Source organism: Listeria grandensis, assembly GCF_014322885.1.
GTDB classification, from domain to species: domain Bacteria; phylum Bacillota; class Bacilli; order Lactobacillales; family Listeriaceae; genus Listeria_A; species Listeria_A grandensis.
This window is the reverse complement of record NZ_JAASUG010000002.1, coordinates 276,646-297,994: the sequence shown is the minus strand read 5'-3', so window position 1 is coordinate 297,994 and position 21,349 is coordinate 276,646. Positions and strand designations below refer to the sequence as shown.

Genomic DNA, 21,349 nt, shown 5'->3' with positions numbered 1-21,349 from the left:
TTTTTTTTATTTAACAGTTACTAACTTATCACTATATATCGTACCGCTTTCGTCATAGGCTCTGACATGGAAGGAGTCGCCTACAAGTGGGAACTGACCGTTCACGTAAATTCGAAACATGCTGTCATCGTCAATTTGGCCATAGCGTACTAATGCGCCAGCTTTCGTAAACACGGCCACACGAGCAACGTTATCCCCGACAAATCCGGATACATACGTTTGCCCGGCCCGGTAAGTTGCGACAGAAGGGGGGAGTAATTCTTTGACGAAACTACCAGACACGGAGCCAAGTTGCCCATCTTTATCGCTTGCAAAAACAGAGAAATAGGTACCAACAACTTGGAAATCTGCTATTCCTTTGACATCGAATTCAAATGGTTGATCGGATCCGTCTGTTGAAAAATGATCAAATGTAAATTCTCGGACAAATTTACCGTTTATCAGGAGGTGGAGTGTTTTGGTGCCAGCAGGAACGGTTCCACGGACTTTGTCGGAATGGGTATAGTAAAAGTCGTTGATGACTGGTTTAGCAAATCCTTTTTGTACTGTGACTACTGTTGCAGGACTTTCGTCACCATCTTTTGTTTGATAAATGGATAGCTGGGAACCTTCTGCTTGTTTGGGAATGGTGACTTCAAAATTATCGTCAATTGTCACGAGACTATTACCGATTTCTTTGCCGTTTACTTTCACATGAACCATGGCCCCAGGGACACCTTTTCCAGTGACTTTTGTATCGATAGTGGTTAATCCGTTTAAGTTGCTTACCTTGTCTAGGTTTTTGGCGACAGTTACCACGATCGCTTCACTTGTTTGCCCTGTTTTTGACTGGGTAATGGATAGACTCGAACCTGCTGCTTGCTTGGGAATGCTGATTTCAAAGTAGCCATCCGTTTTTACTTGCCCATTTCCGATAATATGGCCATTCACCTTTATGTCGACAATGGATCCTGGAAGGCCTTTTCCGAGCACTTTTGTCGTGTTAATCGTTACCATGCTGGCGCTTGGTTTTGGCATTTTTGTGGTGTAAGAATTGGATTTTAGATTGGAATCAAGCTCTGCATTTACTCGTAATATATCGCCTACTGCTAACCCTCCTGAAAGTGGGATATCGGCGCTCCATCTACCTGTCATCCAATGCGCATAAACCTTTGCAATCTCATGTCCCGCTAAATGAAGTGTAATTTTTGCTCCTGGGGAAGCGGTACCAGAAACTTTGGTATCACCAGCCATGATCGAAGAGGTTATTTCTGGGTCTTCTTGATCCACAACTGCTCCTGCTGCTTCACTGAATAAAAAGCGGTTTGGAGCCACTTCTTTTTCTTGCATCACGCCTATCCAAGTATTAAAGTCTAATGGTGGAATTTCTATTTCAAATGTCCCGTCCGCGGCTACGGTTGCAGTACGGTTGAAACCTACATCTCCCATCGTTCTAACTACGTTGCCAGGTGTTGCTCTTCCTGTAATTTTTGTCGATTTTGTGGTGACCCTACTGAGATTTGTCGGTGTGACCAGATTAATGTTTTTCCCTTCGCCTATAAAATTTCCGTGTGCTGTTTGTACATGTACTTGTACACTTTGGCCAGCAACTAATGGGGGAACATCACATACCCACTTGCCGGAAGAATTAGCGATAACCTTTATTGTGAGATATGGCAAGATGGGTCTTGATAAAGTTACCATGACAAGGTCCCCAGGGCTTGAGGTTCCTGATACGGATGTCATGCCTTCTATTACAGAAGACGTGATTTTGGGTGCTTCCTGTACGGCTGCCGTTGCTTCAATGTTTGCTAACGGTGTTTTTGAAAATAGTTCAGGTGGCCCTCCGACTATAGAAATCGCCATTCCTGATATGACCAATAACGAGATTGCTTTGTTCTTTGTTTTCATAAATAAAACCGTCCCTTCTTAAATTGGTATTACATCCCTCATACCATAGTATACATATTTATACAGTCGTTGTATGTGGATAAAATGGTAATTTTTTAAAATAAATGCCATTTAGAGAGCGCTTTCTCAGGGGGTCTTAGATATAGGAGCGTAACTCGGACGTTTTACATGGCGTTCACGCATTTTCGGTAGGCTACTATTTTTTATGAATAGGCGTAACGAGTTCGAATGACGAGAAGTGAGGAGGACATTTGTGAAAAAGGGAATCGTCTTTCTAATTTTTCTTACGTTTATAGCCCCAAGCACTGTTTTTTCCGCCGCTAAAACGGTATAATTGATGGGAAGGTGAAAGAGGTGACCTAGATGTTGGATGGAAAAAATATCTTACTCGCGGTTTCTGGTGGAATCGCTGTTTATAAAGCTGTGGCGCTTACGAGTAAATTGACGCAGGCCGGCGCGAATGTGAAGGTGATGATGACGAAAAGTGCGCAGGAGTTTGTGCCGACGCTTTCGTTTCAGGTGCTGTCGCGCAATGATGTGTATACGGATACGTTTGACGAGAAGGATTCAGGCGTGGTCGCGCATATTAACCTCGCGGACTGGGCGGATCTTGTGATTGTGGCGCCGGCGACGGCGAACGTGATTGGCAAGATGGCGAACGGGATTGCGGATGATATGGTGACGACGACGCTGCTTGCGACGGAAGCGCCGATTTGGGTAGCGCCAGCGATGAATGTGCACATGATTGCGCATCCGGCTGTGGTTAGAAACATTAATCAGCTTTACGCGGACGGTGTTCGTTTTATTGAGCCGAGCGAGGGTTATTTGGCATGCGGGTACGTTGGGCGTGGCCGTTTGGAGGAACCGGAGCGGATTGTGGGGCATTTGACGAGCTTTTTTGCGGAGAAGAATACGACGCTTGCTGGGCGGAAAGTCGTGGTAACAGCAGGGGCAACGATCGAAAAATTAGATCCGGTACGCTATTTTACGAATCATTCGACGGGCAAGATGGGCTTTGCGATTGCGGAAACAGCGGCGAGGTATGGCGCAGAAGTGGTACTTGTGACCTCATCGACCAAACTTCCAGTGCCACATGGTGTGCAAGCGGTATACATTGAAACGGCACAGGAAATGTATCATGAGGTTATGAAACAGCAAGATTCGGCGGACATTTTTGTGATGAGTGCCGCGGTTGCGGACTATACGCCAAAAGTGATTCATGAGCATAAAATCAAGAAGCAGCCGGGAGATTTTGCGGTTGAGATGGTACGTACGAAGGATATTTTGGCGGAGATTGGACAGCACAAACGCGCGGAGCAGGTCGTAATTGGTTTTGCAGCTGAAACGCAGAATGTGAAGGAAAATGCGCTTAAAAAATTACATGCCAAAAATGCGGACATGATCGTCGCGAATAACGTAGCCCAAATTGGTGCTGGTTTTGGTGTGGACACGAATCAGGTCACGTTTTATGGACAGGAAGATAGCGAACGGGTTTTCCCAATGTTATCAAAACAAGAGGTAGCGCGCGAAATTATCGAGCAAGCGGTGCGTTTTTTGGAGGAAAAGTAACATGAGTAGAGTTGCCCAAGTGATTGTGGATGTACCAGCGATGCAAGTCGATCGCCCTTTTGATTATTTGATCCCTGAAGCTTGGCGTGACGTTGTTTGCCCTGGTATGCGGGTTTCGGTACCGTTTGGAAATCGGGCGTTGCAAGGTTTTGTTGTAGGGATATCGGAAACGAGTGATTTCGCTAAGCTAAAAGAGATTCGGGAAATGATGGATTTGGCGCCGGTTTTGAATGCGGAGTTGTTGGAACTTGGTGATTGGATTGCGACAGAGACGCTCGCTTACCGGATTACAGCGTACCAGGCGATGCTCCCAGCGGCTTTGCGTGCGAAATATGAGAAGTATTTCGTTTTGCTCGATACGGAAAATGACGAGGCGGAGCGGCTTTTTGAAGGTTATGAAACGATGGATTGGAAAAAAGCGGAACAGCTTGGAGCCTTGCCTACATTGCAAAAGTGGATGAAGAACGGTCTCGTGGAGCTTGTTTATCAAGTGAAGACGAAGATTACGAAGAAGACGGTTCGTGTGGCCAGATCGCTTGTCGGTGTACAACAATTGGAGGATGCGATTGCGGGAATGCCGAAAGGGGCAAAAGCGCAAATCAAGGTTTTGCAGTTTTTCCAGGTGTTTGATGGCGAATATATAACGATGAAGGATTTACGGACGCGTTTACAGACGACGGATGCGACGGTTCAAAAGGTTGCGGCATTGGGGTTCATTGCTATTGAAGATAAGCATGTGTCGCGAGATCCTTATGAAAATCACGATTTCAAGGCAAGTATACCGTTACCGTTGTTGCCAGATCAACAAGCGGCACGAGATGCGATAGTGGCGTCGGCAAAAGCAGGAAAACAGGAAACGTTCTTACTGCATGGTGTGACAGGAAGCGGGAAAACCGAGATTTATTTGCAGTCGATTGAGGCGGTGCTTGCAGAGGGGAAAGAGGCTATTGTACTCGTTCCGGAAATCGCGCTCACGCCGCAAATGGTGGAGCGATTTAAGAGCCGTTTTGGAGGCCAAGTGGCAGTACTTCACAGTGCGCTTTCGGCTGGTGAAAAATATGATGAGTGGCGCAGAATCGAGCAAGGGAAGGCAAAAGTCGTGGTTGGTGCGCGTTCTGCTGTTTTTGCACCGTTTTTGAAACTTGGAATTATTATTATTGATGAGGAACATGAAACGAGTTATAAGCAGGAGGATAATCCGCGGTACCATGCGCGGGACGTGGCGATTGAGCGGGCGAAACGGTATGGTTGTCCGGTTGTGCTTGGTAGTGCGACGCCTTCTTTGGAATCATTTGCGCGCGCTGGGAAAAATCGCTATACGCTACTCGAATTGCCGATGCGTGTGAATGATACGGCGCTTCCTGAGGTCGAGGTTGTCGATATGAGCGAGGAATTGCGCAACGAGAACCGGACGGAGTTTTCGCAGGTGTTGTTGGAAAAAATCAAGGATCGGCTGGCGAAAAAGGAGCAGGTAGTGCTGCTACTCAACCGGCGCGGGTATTCGTCGTTTGTGATGTGTCGCGATTGTGGCTACGTCGTGGAATGCCCGAATTGTAGTATTTCGCTCACCTTTCATCAGGCGCACAATCAGATGAAATGTCATTATTGTGGGTTTCAGGAAGGGGTGCTACATCATTGTCCGAGTTGTGAAAGTGAGCAGATTCGTTATTTTGGAACGGGGACGCAGAAGGTGCAGGAAAGTTTGGCGAAACTGATTCCGGAGGCGCGTGTGATTCGGATGGATGTGGATACGACGACGAAAAAGGGCTCGCATGAGAAATTGCTAAACCAGTTCCGTGATAAGGAAGCCGATGTTTTGCTTGGAACGCAGATGATTGCGAAAGGGCTCGATTTTCCAGATATTACGCTTGTTGGTGTGCTCAATGCGGATACGATGCTACATTTGCCCGATTTTAGGGCGTCTGAGAAAACGTTCCAATTGTTGACGCAAGTGAGCGGTCGGGCGGGACGGCATGAGTTGACAGGGGAGGTTATCGTGCAGACGTATAATCCGGAACATTACAGCATTCAATATGCCAAAACGCATGATTATATCGGTTTTTACAACCACGAAATGCGGGTTCGCAAAATGGGATCGTATCCGCCGTTTTATTATTTGACGCTCATCAATGTCAGCGATGAGAATGAGATGAAAGCCGTGCGGACAATTCAGGAAATCACGCAATTTTTGCAAGGGAAGTTGGGGCCAGATGCGATTATTCTAGGGCCGGTTCCGAGTTCGATTGCGCGGATTAAAAATAAATATCGCTATCAATGTATTATTAAATATAAGGTGGAGCCTGAACTAAAGGCCGAATTGAAAAACATTTTGCTACATTATCAAAAAGAACAAGTCAAAGGATTGACGATCACGATGGATGTACAGCCGTTTGTGATGATGTAAAGGAGAAATGAGAATGGTGAAAATAATTTTTATGGGAACGCCGGCCTTTTCGGTGCCTGTTTTAAAAGAAGTAGCACAAGCTTACGAGGTGATTGCGGTTGTGACGCAACCGGATCGTGCGGTGGGACGCAAGCGAGTGTTGACGCCGCCTCCTGTGAAAGAAGCGGCAGTCACGCTTGGCATTCCGGTCTATCAGCCAGAGAAGTTGCGCAGTTCGACGGAGCTTGCGGAATTGATCGGATTAGACGCGGATTTGATTGTGACGGCGGCATATGGTCAAATTTTGCCGAACGAACTCTTGGATGCGCCGAAACATGGCTGTATTAATGTGCATGCGTCGCTTTTGCCCGCGTATCGTGGTGGTGCACCGGTGCATTACGCAATTTTGGATGGCAAAAAGGAAACGGGTGTGACGATTATGTACATGGTGGAAAAACTGGATGCGGGCGATATGTTGGCCAGACGCAGTATTCCGATTACGGATGAGGATAATGTCGGAACGATGTTTGAGAAGCTGAGCGAGGTTGGTGCATCGCTGTTGATGGATACACTGCCTGACTTATTGGCTGGGAAAATAACGCCGGAGCCACAAGACGTGACGCAAGTTACCTTTGCACCAAACATTAAACGGGAACAAGAAAAGATCGACTGGACGCGCGATGGGCGTGCAATTTTTAACCAGATCCGCGGACTCTCACCATGGCCAGTCGCTTATACGACGCTTGCGGGAAACCCTTTTAAAATTTGGCAGGCTCGGATTGAGGAAACGGATGAGGCGACGGAAGCAGGACGCGTTGTGCGGACTACAAAACATGATTTTGCCATTGCGACGGGGGATAAGACGGCAATCATACCAGAAATCGTCCAACCTGCAGGCAAGCAAAAAATGGCTGTTGCTGATTATATGGCGGGAGCTGGGCAACATCTAAATTCAGAGACAAGGTTCGGTGAAATATGAGAAAACCAGAAACAGTCCGCGAAATCGCGTTAGACTTAATTGAGAAAATCGAAAATAACCAGTCATTTAGTCATTTACTAATCAATGATGCACTAAAACATAGCGACTTAAACCCAATGGATCGCGCGCTTCTAACAGAACTTGTATACGGTACGACGCAACGACGGATTACATTAGATTTTTACTTAGAACCATTTTTACGCCAAACGCCCGAAAATTGGGTGTTGAACTTGCTGCGCCTCTCGGTTTACCAGTTAGAATTTTTGGATAAGGTGCCGGAGCACGCGATTTTACATGAAGCCGGTGAAATTGCGAGGGAACGTGGGCATGATGGTGTCACGAAATTTGTCAATGGCGTCTTGCGAAATGTGATCCGTAAAGGTGTTCCGAAAATCGAGGATATCCGCGATGAAACGACGCAAATCGCAGTCGAAGCCAGCTTACCGACATGGTTAGTCAAACGCTGGGTCGCTCAATTCGGCTCTGAAAGGACACGCGAAATCGGTCGCTCTTTCTTAGAAGCGCCATCGCAAAGCATTCGCGTCAATGAAAATAAGGTAACGGTTGCTGAACTGCAGGCAGAACTGTCGGCGCAAGGTATCGAAACAGAGCAGAACGCCTATATTCCAGAGGCATTGATGATGGAACGCGGATCGATCGCTGATACGCAAGCTTATCATAACGGGCGTTGCACGATTCAAGATGAGAGCTCTATGTTAGTCGCCCACGCTTTGCAGTTAGAGGACGGGTTGCGCGTGCTAGATGCCTGCTCGGCGCCGGGTGGGAAAACAACCCATATTGCTGAAAAAATGCACAACACCGGCGAAATTGTGGCGCTTGATATTCATCCGCACAAGACAAAACTCGTGGATAAAGCTGCGAAACGTCTCGATTTAACCAATATTACGACAGAAGTAACTGACGCAAGAAAAGCGAGTGAACTTTTTGCTCCGGAAAGCTTTGATCGTGTTTTAGTAGATGCCCCTTGTTCAGGATTTGGTGTGTTGCGCCGTAAACCCGATATCAAGTACAGTAAAACGGAGGCTGACATAGCGAATCTAGCGCGTATTCAACAGGCAATTTTAGCTGAGGTTGGCGCATTGCTCAAAGAAAATGGTATATTAATATACAGTACATGTACGATTGACCAAGCGGAAAACCGTGGCGTCGTCGAAAACTTCCTAAAAAGCTATCCAGAATTCCAATTAGAACAAGTGCAAGTACCCGAAAAAATGCTTCCTTACGTGCAAGATAATTATTTAGAACTCGTGCCAACGGATATTGGTAGTGACGGCTTTTTCATCGCTGCATTCCGCAAAGTAACGAACAAATAAGTCACGTACGAATGCTTGGAACAAGAAACCAAACTCAATTTAGTGAGGTGTAGTGCAATATGCATGCAGAATTCAGAACAGATAGAGGTAGAATCAGAAATCATAATGAAGATAACGGCGGTATTTTTGAAAATCAGCTTGGCAACCCACTCGTCATCGTTGCAGATGGTATGGGAGGTCACCGTGCTGGCGACGTTGCTAGTGAAATGGCTGTTCGCTTGCTCAGTGAGATGTGGCAAAATGTTGCTGATATGAAGTCCGCTGTGGAGATCGATCTGTGGTTTCGAGAAGCAATTCAAGCCGTCAATCAGAAAATCGTAGCGCATGCCAAAGAAGATCCAACGCTCCAAGGCATGGGAACGACGCTTGTTGCCGCTATTTTCTCTAATAGCCAAATTATTGTCGCAAACGTCGGTGATAGTCGCGGGTATCTCATGAAAAATGGGATGCTTGAGCAACTCACCGAGGATCATTCCCTTGTCAACGAACTTTTGCGAAAAGGCGAAATTTCAAAAGAAGATGCCGAAAATCATCCGCGTAAAAATATTTTATTGCGAGCGCTAGGCATTGAAGGAAATGTGGAAACGGATGTCTTCATTTTGCCGTTTCAGCCGAAGGATCAATTGTTACTTTGCTCGGATGGTTTATCCAACATGCTGACAGAACAAGAAATCGAAGCCATTTTGACGAGCAAACGCACACTGGCTGAAAAAGCAGATATATTTATAACGAAAGCAAACGCGAACGGTGGAGAAGATAACATCACGGTGTTGCTTTTGGAACGGAATCTAGGGGAGAAAGGTAGGGATGTATCATGATGATCGGCAAGCGAATTAATGACCGTTACAAAGTTGTCAGCGCAATCGGTGGCGGCGGAATGGCCAATGTTTTTCTTGCACACGACATGATTCTTGATCGCAACGTTGCCGTGAAAGTGCTGCGCATTGATTTAGCGGACGAGAGCAACTTGATTCGTCGTTTTCAGCGTGAGGCACAATCGGCAACAAGCTTGGTGCACCCAAACATTGTTAGCATTTATGACGTTGGTGAGGAGAACGATCTCCACTACATCGTCATGGAATACGTAGAAGGAATGGATTTAAAGCAATACATCAACGAACACCATCCAATTCCATTCGAAAAAGCTGTGGATATTATGCTTCAAATCGTCTCAGCAGTGGCAGTAGCCCACAGTGCACATATCGTTCATCGTGACCTCAAGCCGCAAAATATTTTGATCGACCATGACGGCGTGGTGAAAATTACCGATTTCGGTATCGCGATGGCACTTTCTGAAACATCGATTACACAAACGAATTCATTGCTTGGTTCTGTGCATTATTTATCACCAGAACAAGCCCGAGGTGGCATGGCAACGCAAAAATCCGACATTTATTCATTGGGTATCGTACTCTATGAGTTGTTGGTCGGCAAGGTTCCGCATGATGGGGAATCAGCTGTTTCGATTGCAATCAAGCATTTACAGGCAAGCATCCCCTCGATTCGTGAGCAGAACCAAGAGATTCCGCAAAGTTTAGAAAATATCGTTATCCGGGCAACTGCGAAAGATCCATTTTTGCGTTATCAAACAGCCGAAGCGATGGAAGAAGATTTGAAAACTGCGCTCAGCCCAGAAAGGCGTAATGAAGCAAAATACGTTTTTCCGATGGATGATGGTGAGACAAAAACAATCCCGATTATCGCGACGAAAAATGCGATGCAGAATTTGGATAATACGGTCGTTGCGGCGGAAGAAAAGCCAGAAGTAGCCGAGACCCCACCGAAAAAGAAGAGCAATAAAAAGAAAATGTGGTGGATTATTTCAGGAATCATTCTCTTTTTCGCGATTGTTATCATAGCGCTGTGGCTCATGGGTCGGCCACCAGCCACGATCAAAATCCCAAACGTAGCGAACGACACGAAAGAAACCGCGGTGCAAAAACTCCAAGATGCAGGTTTTGTAGTTGGGGAGACGTTTGAAAAGAACAGTGATAAGATTGATGAGGGCAAGATTATAGATACCGATCCTGAAATAGGAACAGCAGAAGAAAAAGGCTCGACGGTGAATCTATATGTCAGCATCGGTGTGCAGAAAATCACGGTGGAAGACTATACTGGTAAGACTTACGATACTGTGAAACAAGTTTTAAATCAACAAGGGTACAAAAAGGTGAGCTACACAGAAGAATATAGCGATTCTGTTGATTCTGGCGTGATTATCTCACAAGATCCGACCTCAGGTAGCGAAGTTGTGGCAGCAGATACCGAGATTTCATTCGTTGTCAGTAAAGGTCCGCAACCGATGACACTAAAAGATTTATCAGGATTCAACCAAGTTGGGCTCGATGACTACGCTAGTTCTAATGACATCACGATTACCGTCGAAAAAGAAGAATACTCCGACACGGTTGGTGCAGGTCAAGTGATCTCGCAAAAACCACAAGCCGGCGCGTCCATCAATAAAGGCGATAAAGTAACCGTTGTTATGAGTAAAGGCACGAAGGAAAAAGATGTGAAGACGGTGAAACGTACGATCAATATTCCGTATGAGCCAGAAGATCCGGCTGCAACTCCGCCGAAACCGCAACACATTCAAATTTATATCCAAGATAAGACGCACAGCATGACCAGTGCATATAAAGAAATGGATATAACAAAGGATACATCTGAAACACTTACTTTCGAAATCGAAGAAGGGACACAAGCCGGCTATAAAGTCGTTCGTGACAATACCGTTATTTTAGAAGAAACAATCGATTATCCAAATCCATAAGAAATGAAGGTGACTTTTCTGGAAGGACAAATTATGAAGGCGCTGAGCGGTTTTTACTACGTCTATTGCGATGGAAAAACATATCAATGCCGTGCACGTGGCAATTTTAGAAAGCGCGGACTTACACCGCTTGTCGGCGATCATGTCGTTTTTCAAGCGGATAACTTAAAAGAAGGCTACGTACTCGAGTTGCTTCCTCGTAAGAACGCTCTAGTGCGGCCGCCGATTGCCAACGTTGACCTTGCGCTACTCGTTTTTTCCGCAGTAGAACCTGACTTTTCTGCTAATCTAGCCGATCGCTTCCTTGTTGCCATTGAGCTTGAAGATGTGGAACCAGTGATTTGTATCAGCAAAATGGATGTAGCAGACGACACGCGCAGAGCAGAGATCGCAGAATATAAAGCGATTTATGAAGAGGCAGGGTATCAAGTCTTACTAACGAACACAGACATCGATAAAAAAGCGGTCTTTGAAGTCATCGCTGGCAAAATTGCAGTGATCGCAGGACAATCCGGTGTCGGTAAATCAACCCTTTTGAACGCGTTGAATCCCAATTTAGATATCGAAACGGGCGTTATTTCCTTTGTTTTAGGACGCGGGAAGCATACAACACGTCACGTTGAACTGATGACAATCGGCGAAGGCTTCATTGCAGATACGCCAGGCTTTAGTTCTATCGAGATGGACGAGTTAACGATCGAAAACCTTCAATTTTGTTTTCCAGAAATTGATCGACGTCGTGGCGAATGTAAGTTCCGCGGCTGTATTCACGAAAATGAACCAAAATGCGCAGTCAAAACGGCCGTAGAAGATGGTGAGATTGCAGCATTCCGATACAAACATTACATTCAAATTTTGACCGAAGTAAAAAACAAAAAAGAGAGGTATTAATAATGGGAAAAATAGCTCCATCCATACTTAGCGCAGATTTTGCTAATTTAGCAGCAGATATTAAAGAAGTCGAAGAATATGGCGCGGACTACATTCATGTTGATGTGATGGACGGCCATTTCGTACCTAATATCACATTTGGTCCGAGCGTAGTCAAAGCGATCCGACCAGTTACGAAGCTTCCATTAGACGTGCACTTGATGATTGAAAATCCAGATAAGTACATCCCAGAATTCGCAAAAGCAGGCGCTGATTATATTTCCGTCCACGTGGAAGCGTGTCCGCATTTGCATCGCACACTACAGTTAATCCGTTCTTTTGACGTAAAAGCAGGCGTCGTTTTAAATCCAGCGACGCCGATTGAAACCATTCAGCACGTATTAGAAGAAGTCGACTTAATTCTATTTATGACAGTAAATCCAGGATTTGGTGGACAAAGCTTTATTAAAGAAGTATTACCAAAAATTACAGCAGCCAAAAAAATGATAGCAGAAAAAGGTTTACAGATTGAGATCGAAGTAGACGGCGGCGTAGATGACAAAACCGCACCACTTTGCGTAGCAGCAGGCGTTGATGTTTTTGTTGCAGGTTCTTATATCTATGGAAGTAAGGATCGGGAAAAAGCAGTAGACAAGTTGAGAGAGATAGTAGGGGAATAGAGAAAAGCTGAGGAAGCCCGTTAGCCCCGAAAAAACTTGGAGCGGCCTCCATAAAAAGCCGATCTTGCTTTTTATGGAGGGCGTGAAAGTTTCGAGGGGCTGGCTTCCGAAGCTGGATCCAACGAAAAGCTGAAACGGCCCGTTCAGCTCCGAAAAAAACTGGAGCGGCCGCAGTAAAAAGTCGCTCTTGCTTTTTGCGGAGGGCGTGAAGTTTTCGAGGCGCAGGTCATGACGCAGTACATGGATTACATGCCCTCTTTCGTTTTCATGCATATTGAGACTCTCTGGATTCTCTGCTTCTTAACTTGTTTCGCAAATAATTCGAGGATGGGTGTCGTAAGAGCCGCTGGTGGATTACATACTCACCTACGGTTCCTATGCATATTGAGACTCTAACTCAGCAGAGTACGCTTCGCAAGAGTCTCAACAAATCTAAATCCATAGGGGAGGGGGTAAACCAGTGAAAATCTTACATATCATGGTCGGAGGCCCAGAGTCGGAACTTCCTGATATATCTAAATATGACAAAACCATTCCATGGATTGGTGTCGATCGTGGAGCCGTGCGTCTTACTGAGCGTGGAATCATCCCAATCATCGCGATGGGCGACTTCGATTCCCTTTCCAAAGCAGAATTGGCGCATCTAAAAACAATGACGGAGGTGACCGAGTTCCCAGCTGAAAAAGATGAGACAGATACCGAAATCGGTCTGCAATGGGCGCTCACGCAGCAACCAGATCTCATTCGAATTTTTGGTGCGACGGGTGGTCGTCTAGATCATTTGCTCGCTAACATTATGATGCTCATGCAACCGCGATTTCTGGACGTTATTTCTAAAATCGAGTTGCTTGATCGCTATAACTATATCAAAATGTACACACCAGGCGAACACCAGGTTTCCCGAATTCCAGACAAAAAATATGCGGCCTTCATAACGATGGCAGACGTGACGAAACTTACATTAAAGGGATTCAAATATCCATTAACCGAAGCCAATTACCCATTTGGAGCCGCGCTTTCCAGCAACGAATTTCTTGGTGAGCAAGGCACATTTTCATTCCAAACAGGTTTAGTTTTATTTATCCAAAGTAATGACTAGAGGGAGTATTGCAATGAAAGATAATACAGCTTTAATCGCAAAAAGATCAAAAATAGCCCTGATTGTTACGATTATCGGACTGATTTTAAGCGTTCTCGTACAAATTTCTACCTTTATTAATCTCGGGAAAAGTAGCTCTAACCCGCTCTATAATGCTATGATGAGCATGACCTATATCGGTATTTTCTTCATGATTATTGCGGTTGTCGGACTGGTTTTCCTAATCAAGAAAAGTTACTATAAAGCCGGCCTGACGCTGACGATCACCGGAATCGCATGCGCCATATTTGTCAATCCCTTCCCAGGAATTGCAATTCTTATCGGTGGCGTCATTGTGTCAAATGTAGACAAACTAGAAAAAGGCGAGCGCTGATGAAAAAAAGTTTTCAAATCTTGCTATCCGCATGCTTGATTCTCGCACTCTCAGCCTGTTCCACAGCTCCAAATGGCTTAAATGACAACAAAAATGCTAGCCCTGACAAAACGGCAGACGAACTGGCAACAGAGATGATTCAAGCCGTTTTTGATAAAGATGAAACCAGTATGCAAAAAAATACAGTTGGGAATCAACCGCTAGACTTGCCGACGTATACAAGTACGTATCAAGAAATAGTTAAAAGTAAAGATTATTTATATGGTGCATACTACCAAAAAGATAAGATTTATTATTTATTCACATTTATCGATAAAGAAAAGCCTGAGAAATTAGAGTTAACGTTGCAAAAAGTAGACAATACTTGGAAGCTAATGGCGCTAACTCCGTGGAACACAGATGGAACTGACTTGACCGAAAAAGAAATTTACAATAAGATTGGCAAAGGAACTGGCGACGACATTCGAATTTTCGAGCGTGGAGCTAATTTTATGCGGATATAGGAAATGGAATCTAGCAACGTGCATTGTGCTAGATTCTGATTTTTTATCTAGGAAATTTTAGAATATGCTATTTTTGGTGATGATAAAACAATACTTCTTTATTTGAAAAAGAGTAGAGAAAGCAATTTTATTTTTCGGTAATAGGCTCTCTTTCGTTTGTTAAGGAAGTCGTAAACTGTTTTGATACGGAAAGGAATAAATGTATGAATCCATCTAAATACCAAGTGATTGCTGAAGATATACGTACAAAGATATTATCAGGAAACTACCCTCAAGATACGGCGATTCCGCCTGAATTGAAACTTCAAAAAGACTATGGGGTCAGTCGGCATACGGTGCGCCAGGCAATTGCAGTGCTTGTGAATGAAGGATTATTGCGAAAAGAAAAAGGATCCGGTACTTACGTAGATAATCGATATACAAGTGAGCATACACATAGAAATAATCATGAGCATAAAACAATTGGTGTCATTACTACCTATTTATCCGATTATATTTTCCCATCCATCATCCGTGGCATTGAAAAGACACTCCGCAGTAAAAATTATTCCTTGTTGCTTGCGAGTACGAACAATGATTACGCAGCGGAAAAAGAGTGTCTACAAAAGATGATCGATCGGGGCGTGGATGGTCTGATTGTTGAGCCGACGAAAAGTGCCCTCTATAATCCTAATTTAGCTCTGTATGTTAGTTTACGAGAGCGGGGAATCCCGATTGTCATGATTAACGCGGGGTATGAGGAACTAAATATCCCTTATATTTGCGTAGACGATGTTTCGGTGGGTTACTTGGCTACGGAATGTCTGATTAAGAAGCAACATAAAAAGCTTCTTTTTGTCACAAAAACGGATGACTTACAAGGGAAGTATCGTTTGAAAGGGTTTATTAAAGCTTGTGAGACTTACGAAATCCGATTTTCAGAAGGGGATGTCATTACCTATACGACAGAAACTCGTGAGCAAGTTATCGAACAGCTTTTGGAAAGGCTTAGCGCGAAAGATGTGACAGGGATTGTTTGCTATAACGATCAGATTGCCAATCTACTCGCCACGGAATTAATGGAAAAAGATTACAAAATTCCAGATGATTTTTCGATTGTTGGAAACGATGATTCGTCACTTAGCCGCGTTGGTAGCATTAAATTAACAACGTTGAGCCATCCTAAGGAAGAAATGGGGAAAGATGCAGCCAATTGGATTGTGCGCACGATTGAAACAGGCGTCCCAGAGGAGAATATTTGTTATACACCAGTGCTAATTGAGCGGGATTCGGTTAAAGAAATTTAAGTATATAAGAAGAAAGGTACTTTTGTGGAGCTAAAGTTTGCTTCACAAAAGTACCTTTCTTTTTTAGACACGAATTTCTTCTGTAGTCTGCTTAGCATCTTGTTCGATTTCTTCGAGTGTACGACCACGAGTTTCTGGAACGAAGAAACGAATGAATAGTACACCTAGGAAGCATATAATGCCAAAAATGGCGAAAACCAATTCTTGTGACATATATGCAGTCATGATTGGGAAAAGCAGTCCAACTAGAAAGGAGCCGATCCAGTTGAAGGAGGAGGCTAGTCCAGATGCGCGCCCACGAATGCCCAGTGGGAAAATTTCGCCAACGATTACCCAAGTCAATGGTGCCCAAGTGCAAGAATAGAAAGCTACATAGACACAAAGGAAAACGAGCATTATCATTGGACTTGCATCCGATTTCACAAAGGTATTTAAAATTGCTGGCAAGATGAAAGAAAGTCCCATCACGGCTCCACCAACAGTTAGTAAGGTGCGGCGATTAAACTTGTCTGCAATGACCAAGAAGAATAGCGCGCCAAGAACAAGGATGACCCCCTGAATGATAGGCCACATCAGCGTCTCACTGGCAGCATGTCCCGTTGCTTTTTCAACGATTAGTGGGATGTAATAAAAAATGGCGTTGGCCCCTTGGAATTGTTGAAAAGCGGCTATACCGATTCCGGCGATAACAAGTGCCCTGTAACGGCTCGTGAGGAGGGTTCCCCAATTTGTTGTATGCGCTATTTGGGCTTCTTGCTGAGCAGTTTTACTTATTTGATCTAGTTCTTGTTCCACTTCTTCCGGTTTGCGAATGTAGCTGAGCACTTTACGGGCTTCGTCTAGCTTTGTGGATTTGACTAGGAAACGTGGAGATTCCGGAAGCGCTAATACACCAAAGAAAAGAATAATTGCTGGAACCGCTGCCAATCCAAGCATCAAGCGCCAAGCCCATGCCTCAGGTAGATCTTTTAGTAGAAAGTCAACAATGTAGGAGAGGAGCATACCAGAAACGATCATCACTTGATTGATTCCAGATAAGCGTCCACGTAGTTTAGCAGGTGCCATTTCTGACATGTAAGATGGAACAAGCGCTGATGCAGCCCCTACTGCTAATCCGAGCAATACTCTGGCTGCAATTAAGTAATATTGCCCATTGTGTGGGGCGATTCCGCATAGAATAGATCCGATGACAAAAATAACAGCAGAAATTAAAATCATCTTGCGCCGACCTAATCGATCGGAGAGTATTCCGGCCATTGCACCCCCAAAGATAGCGCCTAGCATCACCGCAGATGTAATCCAGCCTATTAGCCCCGCATGCCCCGCGAGGTTCCAGTCATCTTGTAGAAATGGTAGCGCTCCAGTCATTACTCCGATATCGTAACCAAACAAGATTCCACCAAAAGCTCCAAAAAAGTAGATAAATGATGCGGAAATTTTCTTTTCATTTTTCATATTGTTTTCAATCCCTTCTTTTTCATAATCGATTTAACATAATTTTTGTAAGCATTTTCATTTTACAATATTTGTTCGTACATATCAAGCTTTTTTAATATTTTTTACCTTTTTTAGTTGACATGTACGTACAAAAAAGGTAGATTTAAATTGTAATCGCCACTAAAAACAAATGATTTGATAAGCTTTTTAAGGAGGTTTTTAAAATTAATACAGAAGAAGTAAAAGCGCAGGAGATGTTGGATATAATTGATGGCCGTACATCTTTAGGCATCGAGTTGGGATCGACACGAATTAAAGCTGTTCTGATGGATTCTAAATTCAGCGCAGTAGCTACTGGATATTATGAATGGGAAAACCAATTAGAAAATGGCATCTGGACATATTCGCTCGATAATATTTGGAAGGGCTTACGAATGAGTTATCGCAAGCTGGCATCTGAAGTTTTTGAGAAGTATGGTGAGACGCTTTCTTCCGTGGGGGCCATTGGATTTAGTGCAATGATGCACGGATACATGGCTTTTGATGAGGATAAACAATTATTAGTTCCATTCCGAACATGGCGCAATTCCATGACGGAAGAAGCAGAAAAGAAATTAACAGAGAGTTTCAACTACAACATCCCACAACGCTTTAGCATTGCTCATTTATACCAAGCTATTTTAAACAAAGAAGAGCATATCACCCACATTGATTATCTAACGACGCTTGCTGGTTACATACACTGGCAATTGACTGGTGAGAGGACCATCGGAATAGGCGACGCTTCGGGAATGTTTCCGATTGACATGAAAACGAAAACGTATAATCAAAAAATGGCCGCTACTTTGGAACAATTAGTTGAAAAAGAAGGCGTTACTTTACATTTGAATCAGATTTTACCTAAAGTGTCTCTTGCTGGGGAAGAAGCAGGTAAACTCACACAAGAGGGTGCCTATTTGCTTGATCCAACTGGTAATTTGAAGCCGGGGATTCCGATTTGTCCACCGGAGGGAGATGCGGGAACGGGCATGGTTGCCACGAACAGCGTAGCGAAACGAACTGGAAATGTATCGGTGGGTACTTCTGCTTTTGCGATGATTGTGCTAGAAAAAGAATTACAAGCAGTGTACCCCGAGATTGATTTAGTGACAACGCCATCTGGGGATCTCGTTGCTATGGTACACACGAATAATTGCTCATCTGATATAAATGCATGGATGCAACTGTTTCAAGAAGTGACGGAGGCATTAGGACTGGAAGTTAGTAAAGATAGGTTGTTTTCGGTGCTCTTGAAGGAAGCGTTACATGGTGATCCAGATTGTGGCGGTTTGCTTTCTTATGGCTACTACTCTGGTGAAAATATTACAGGTGTCAATGAGGGTAGACCGCTATTTGTTCGCTTGCCAGACAGCCGATTCAATTTGGCTAATTTTATGCGTGTTCACCTTGCTAGTGCGTTTGGTGCCATGCGGATGGGGTTAGATATTTTAGAAAAAGAACACATTCAAATTGATAAGCTAGTTGGGCACGGTGGAATTTTTAAAACGCCTGAGGTTGGCCAGCGTGTACTTGCGGCAGCGATGAGAGCGCCTATTACTGTCATGAATACAGCCAGTGAAGGTGGCGCCTGGGGAATTGCGTTGCTTGCTTCGTACATGAAGCTCGGAACGGGAGAAACTTTGGCTGAGTTTTTGGAACAAAAGGTATTTAAAGAGGATCAGGGTGTGACGCTTAAACCGACTGACGCTGAGATGAATGGCTATGATGTGTTCATGAAGCGCTACCGCGGGGGAATTGCCATTGAAAAGCAAGCGATTGAAAAATTGATATAGACTGGAGGGAATTTTCGATGTTAGAAGATTTGAAAGAAGAGGTCTTTCAAGCCAATTTGGAATTACCGGAGCGTGGGCTCATTCAATACACTTGGGGAAATGTGAGTGCGTTTGATCCGGCGTCTAAATGTTTTGTCATTAAACCAAGCGGTGTTGGCTATGCAGAAATGAAAGCTTCCGATATGGTTGTTGTCGATTTGGACAATCAAGTCGTAGAGGGGGATTTAAATCCATCGTCGGATACGCCAACGCATGCGGTATTATACAAAGCGTTTCCTGGAATCGGTGGTATTGTGCATACACATTCGACGTGGGCCACGATTTGGGCGCAAGCGGGACTCGATGTGCCTGCGATGGGAACAACACATGCAGATACATTTTTTGGTGCTATTCCCTGTGCACGAATTTTAACGCAAGAGGAGATTGATACTGGATACGAGCATGAAACAGGAAATGTGATTGTAGAAACGTTTCATAAGCGGGGCATTAATCCGGCAGACGTACCTGGAGTTTTGCTTCATGGACATGGACCGTTTACTTGGGGTGGAAGTGCCGCCAACGCAGTGATGAACGCAGTGGTTCTAGATGAGGTCTGTAAGATGAATTATTTCACAAGGCAATTGAATAGCTATGCAGAAGAACTCCCGAGAAGGGTACTTGATAAACATTATTTAAGAAAACATGGACAAAATGCTTATTATGGGCAAAGCAAATAAAAGGAGCTGAAGTGAAAATGTTAAAAATAGTGGAAAAAGAATTTTGGTTTGTCGTGGGTTCACAGCATTTGTATGGGGAAGAGGCGTTAAGAAGTGTAAAGAAAAACGCAGAAGAAATGGTGGATGCGCTGAATAAAAGCGGGAATTTGCCCTATCCCCTCATTCTAAAGGAGCTTGCAGTAACGGCAGATACGATCACAAAAATCATGAAAGAAGTGAATTATCGGGATGAAGTTGCCGGTATAATCACATGGATGCACACGTTTTCGCCAGCTAAAATGTGGATTCGTGGCACAAAATTATTACAAAAACCACTGCTTCATTTAGCTACACAATTCAACGAAAGTATTCCGTGGAAAACGATTGATATGGACTTTATGAATTTGAATCAATCCGCGCATGGCGATCGTGAATATGGCTTTATTAATGCGCGGCTAGGCAAACAAAATAAGATAGTCGTGGGTTATTGGAAAACGGAACGCGTAATGACAGAAATTGCTTGTTGGATGGATGTAGCAGTTGCTTACGAGGAGAGTTTTACGATTAAAATCGCGCGTTTCGGGGATAACATGAGAAATGTTGGTGTAACAGAAGGAGACAAGGTGGAAGCGCAAATCCAATTTGGTTGGGTTGTGGATTATTTTGGAATTAATGATTTAGTTCAGGTTATCGACGCGGTAACCGATGATGAAGTAGATGCCTTGTTTGACGAGTATAAACAGCTATATGACTTTGAATATGGTGACTACAATCAAAAAACGTGGGAAGCACACGTAAAAGTACAAGCTCGTCAAGAAATTGGAATCCGTCGTTTCCTTGAACAAGGAGATTATACTGGCTTTACTTCTAATTTTGAAGACCTTTATGGCATGAAGCAATTACCAGGCCTTGCTGTGCAGCGTTTGATGGCAGAAGGATATGGTTTCGCCGGTGAAGGCGACTGGAAAACGGCTGCCATTGATCGTTTGATGAAGGTGATGGCTCACAATGAGAATACTGGCTTTATGGAAGATTATACGTATGAATTAGCAGCTGGGAAGGAAGCCATTTTGCAATCACATATGATGGAAGTAGATCCGACACTTGCCGTTAACAAGCCTAAAATTGTCGTTTCACCGCTCTCCATGGGAAATCGTGAGGATCCAGCGCGACTTGTTTTTGATGGGAAAGCTGGGGATGGAGTAGTCGTCTCGATGGCAGACTTCGGCACACATTACAAACTCTTAATTAATGAAGTATCCGCATTCGAGCCAACAGAACCTGCGCCCAATTTGCCAGTTGCGCGTGTTTTATGGGAAGTGAAGCCAGGTTTCCATGAAGGTGTCCATGCTTGGCTTGAAGCCGGCGGTGGCCATCATACGGTTGTTTCACTAAACGTAACAACCGATCAAATTCTAACTTGGGCCAAATTAGTTGGTTTAGAGACAATTGTGATTAAGTAGTTTACTAAATATTGAGTAAGGAGAGCTTCTCTCAAACGTAGAAAAACAGAATTTCCGTTGCAAGTTGATGGGAATTCTGTTTTTCTATTAGTTTATATGGAATAACTTGTAATGAAAACGCTATCCAATGGCTGTTTTAGCAATGTAAAAGTCTTATTTTGTACACAGCTATTTAGTGAGGGA

17 protein-coding genes are annotated in these 21,349 nt (G+C 44.2%); 15 read left to right on the top strand and 2 right to left on the bottom strand.

The annotated features are described in order from the left end of the window. Positions 1-6: 6 nt before the first annotated feature. Complete coding sequence (locus HCJ54_RS04025) at positions 7-1,890, bottom strand: Ig-like domain-containing protein (protein WP_187136721.1); 1,884 nt, start codon at positions 1,888-1,890, stop codon at positions 7-9. 366 nt (positions 1,891-2,256) lie between these two features. Between HCJ54_RS04025 and coaBC the strand changes: the two genes are divergently transcribed. The 12 genes from coaBC (at position 2,257) to HCJ54_RS03965 (ending at position 15,739) form a co-directional block, all read left to right on the top strand. Then, positions 2,257-3,459, top strand: a complete 1,203-nt coding sequence (gene coaBC, locus HCJ54_RS04020) for a bifunctional phosphopantothenoylcysteine decarboxylase/phosphopantothenate--cysteine ligase CoaBC (protein ID WP_187136843.1) — start codon at positions 2,257-2,259, stop codon at positions 3,457-3,459. Between the two features lies 1 nt (position 3,460). Continuing rightward, positions 3,461-5,863 carry a primosomal protein N' gene (priA, locus tag HCJ54_RS04015; protein WP_187136720.1) on the top strand — a complete coding sequence of 801 codons (2,403 nt, stop codon included), beginning with the start codon at positions 3,461-3,463 and terminating at the stop codon, positions 5,861-5,863. A gap of 13 nt (positions 5,864-5,876) precedes the next feature. Continuing rightward, positions 5,877-6,821: a methionyl-tRNA formyltransferase gene (gene fmt / locus HCJ54_RS04010; protein WP_187136719.1), complete on the top strand. Its 945-nt coding sequence runs from the start codon at positions 5,877-5,879 to the stop codon at positions 6,819-6,821. Then, the gene (rsmB, locus tag HCJ54_RS04005; RefSeq protein WP_185525460.1) at positions 6,818-8,155 is read left to right on the top strand and encodes a 16S rRNA (cytosine(967)-C(5))-methyltransferase RsmB; all 1,338 of its coding nucleotides are present in this window, start codon (positions 6,818-6,820) and stop codon (positions 8,153-8,155) included. The genes fmt and rsmB overlap by 4 nt, the downstream gene beginning before the upstream one ends. Before the next feature lie 59 nt (positions 8,156-8,214). Further along, complete coding sequence (locus HCJ54_RS04000; RefSeq protein WP_187136718.1) at positions 8,215-8,973, top strand: Stp1/IreP family PP2C-type Ser/Thr phosphatase; 759 nt, start codon at positions 8,215-8,217, stop codon at positions 8,971-8,973. Beyond that, entirely contained in the window at positions 8,970-10,928 is a 1,959-nt protein-coding gene (gene pknB / locus HCJ54_RS03995) for a Stk1 family PASTA domain-containing Ser/Thr kinase (RefSeq protein WP_187136717.1), read from the top strand. Before HCJ54_RS04000 ends, pknB begins: the two co-directional genes overlap by 4 nt. 3 nt (positions 10,929-10,931) lie before the next feature. Continuing rightward, positions 10,932-11,819: a ribosome small subunit-dependent GTPase A gene (gene rsgA / locus HCJ54_RS03990; protein WP_187136716.1), complete on the top strand. Its 888-nt coding sequence runs from the start codon at positions 10,932-10,934 to the stop codon at positions 11,817-11,819. Between the two features lie 2 nt (positions 11,820-11,821). Next, on the top strand, positions 11,822-12,478 hold the full coding sequence (rpe, locus tag HCJ54_RS03985; protein WP_187136715.1) for a ribulose-phosphate 3-epimerase: 657 nt from the start codon (positions 11,822-11,824) through the stop codon (positions 12,476-12,478). Between the two features lie 460 nt (positions 12,479-12,938). Beyond that, positions 12,939-13,577, top strand: coding sequence for a thiamine diphosphokinase (locus HCJ54_RS03980; protein WP_185525457.1), 639 nt, complete (start codon positions 12,939-12,941; stop codon positions 13,575-13,577). Between the two features lie 13 nt (positions 13,578-13,590). Further along, on the top strand, positions 13,591-13,950 hold the full coding sequence (locus HCJ54_RS03975; protein ID WP_036064587.1) for a DUF1418 family protein: 360 nt from the start codon (positions 13,591-13,593) through the stop codon (positions 13,948-13,950). Further along, a complete protein-coding gene (locus HCJ54_RS03970; protein WP_187136714.1) occupies positions 13,950-14,453 on the top strand; it encodes a hypothetical protein in 504 nt (167 codons plus the stop codon). Before HCJ54_RS03975 ends, HCJ54_RS03970 begins: the two co-directional genes overlap by 1 nt. Positions 14,454-14,656: 203 nt before the next feature. Then, complete coding sequence (locus HCJ54_RS03965; protein WP_187136713.1) at positions 14,657-15,739, top strand: GntR family transcriptional regulator; 1,083 nt, start codon at positions 14,657-14,659, stop codon at positions 15,737-15,739. A gap of 63 nt (positions 15,740-15,802) precedes the next feature. Here HCJ54_RS03965 and HCJ54_RS03960 read toward each other — a convergent pair whose 3' ends face one another. Further along, positions 15,803-17,194 carry a sugar porter family MFS transporter gene (locus HCJ54_RS03960; RefSeq protein ID WP_187136712.1) on the bottom strand — a complete coding sequence of 464 codons (1,392 nt, stop codon included), beginning with the start codon at positions 17,192-17,194 and terminating at the stop codon, positions 15,803-15,805. A gap of 236 nt (positions 17,195-17,430) precedes the next feature. On the opposite strand from HCJ54_RS03960, the gene HCJ54_RS03955 reads away from it, so the two are divergent. From HCJ54_RS03955 to araA, 3 genes are read left to right on the top strand one after another with little or no spacing between them, the layout of a single operon-like run. Continuing rightward, positions 17,431-19,008 carry a xylulokinase gene (locus tag HCJ54_RS03955; protein WP_187136711.1) on the top strand — a complete coding sequence of 526 codons (1,578 nt, stop codon included), beginning with the start codon at positions 17,431-17,433 and terminating at the stop codon, positions 19,006-19,008. Positions 19,009-19,025: 17 nt separating this feature from the next. Continuing rightward, a complete protein-coding gene (locus HCJ54_RS03950; RefSeq protein WP_187136710.1) occupies positions 19,026-19,724 on the top strand; it encodes an L-ribulose-5-phosphate 4-epimerase in 699 nt (232 codons plus the stop codon). 17 nt (positions 19,725-19,741) lie between these two features. Further along, positions 19,742-21,166 carry an L-arabinose isomerase gene (gene araA / locus HCJ54_RS03945; RefSeq protein ID WP_187136709.1) on the top strand — a complete coding sequence of 475 codons (1,425 nt, stop codon included), beginning with the start codon at positions 19,742-19,744 and terminating at the stop codon, positions 21,164-21,166. Positions 21,167-21,349 lie beyond the last annotated feature (183 nt).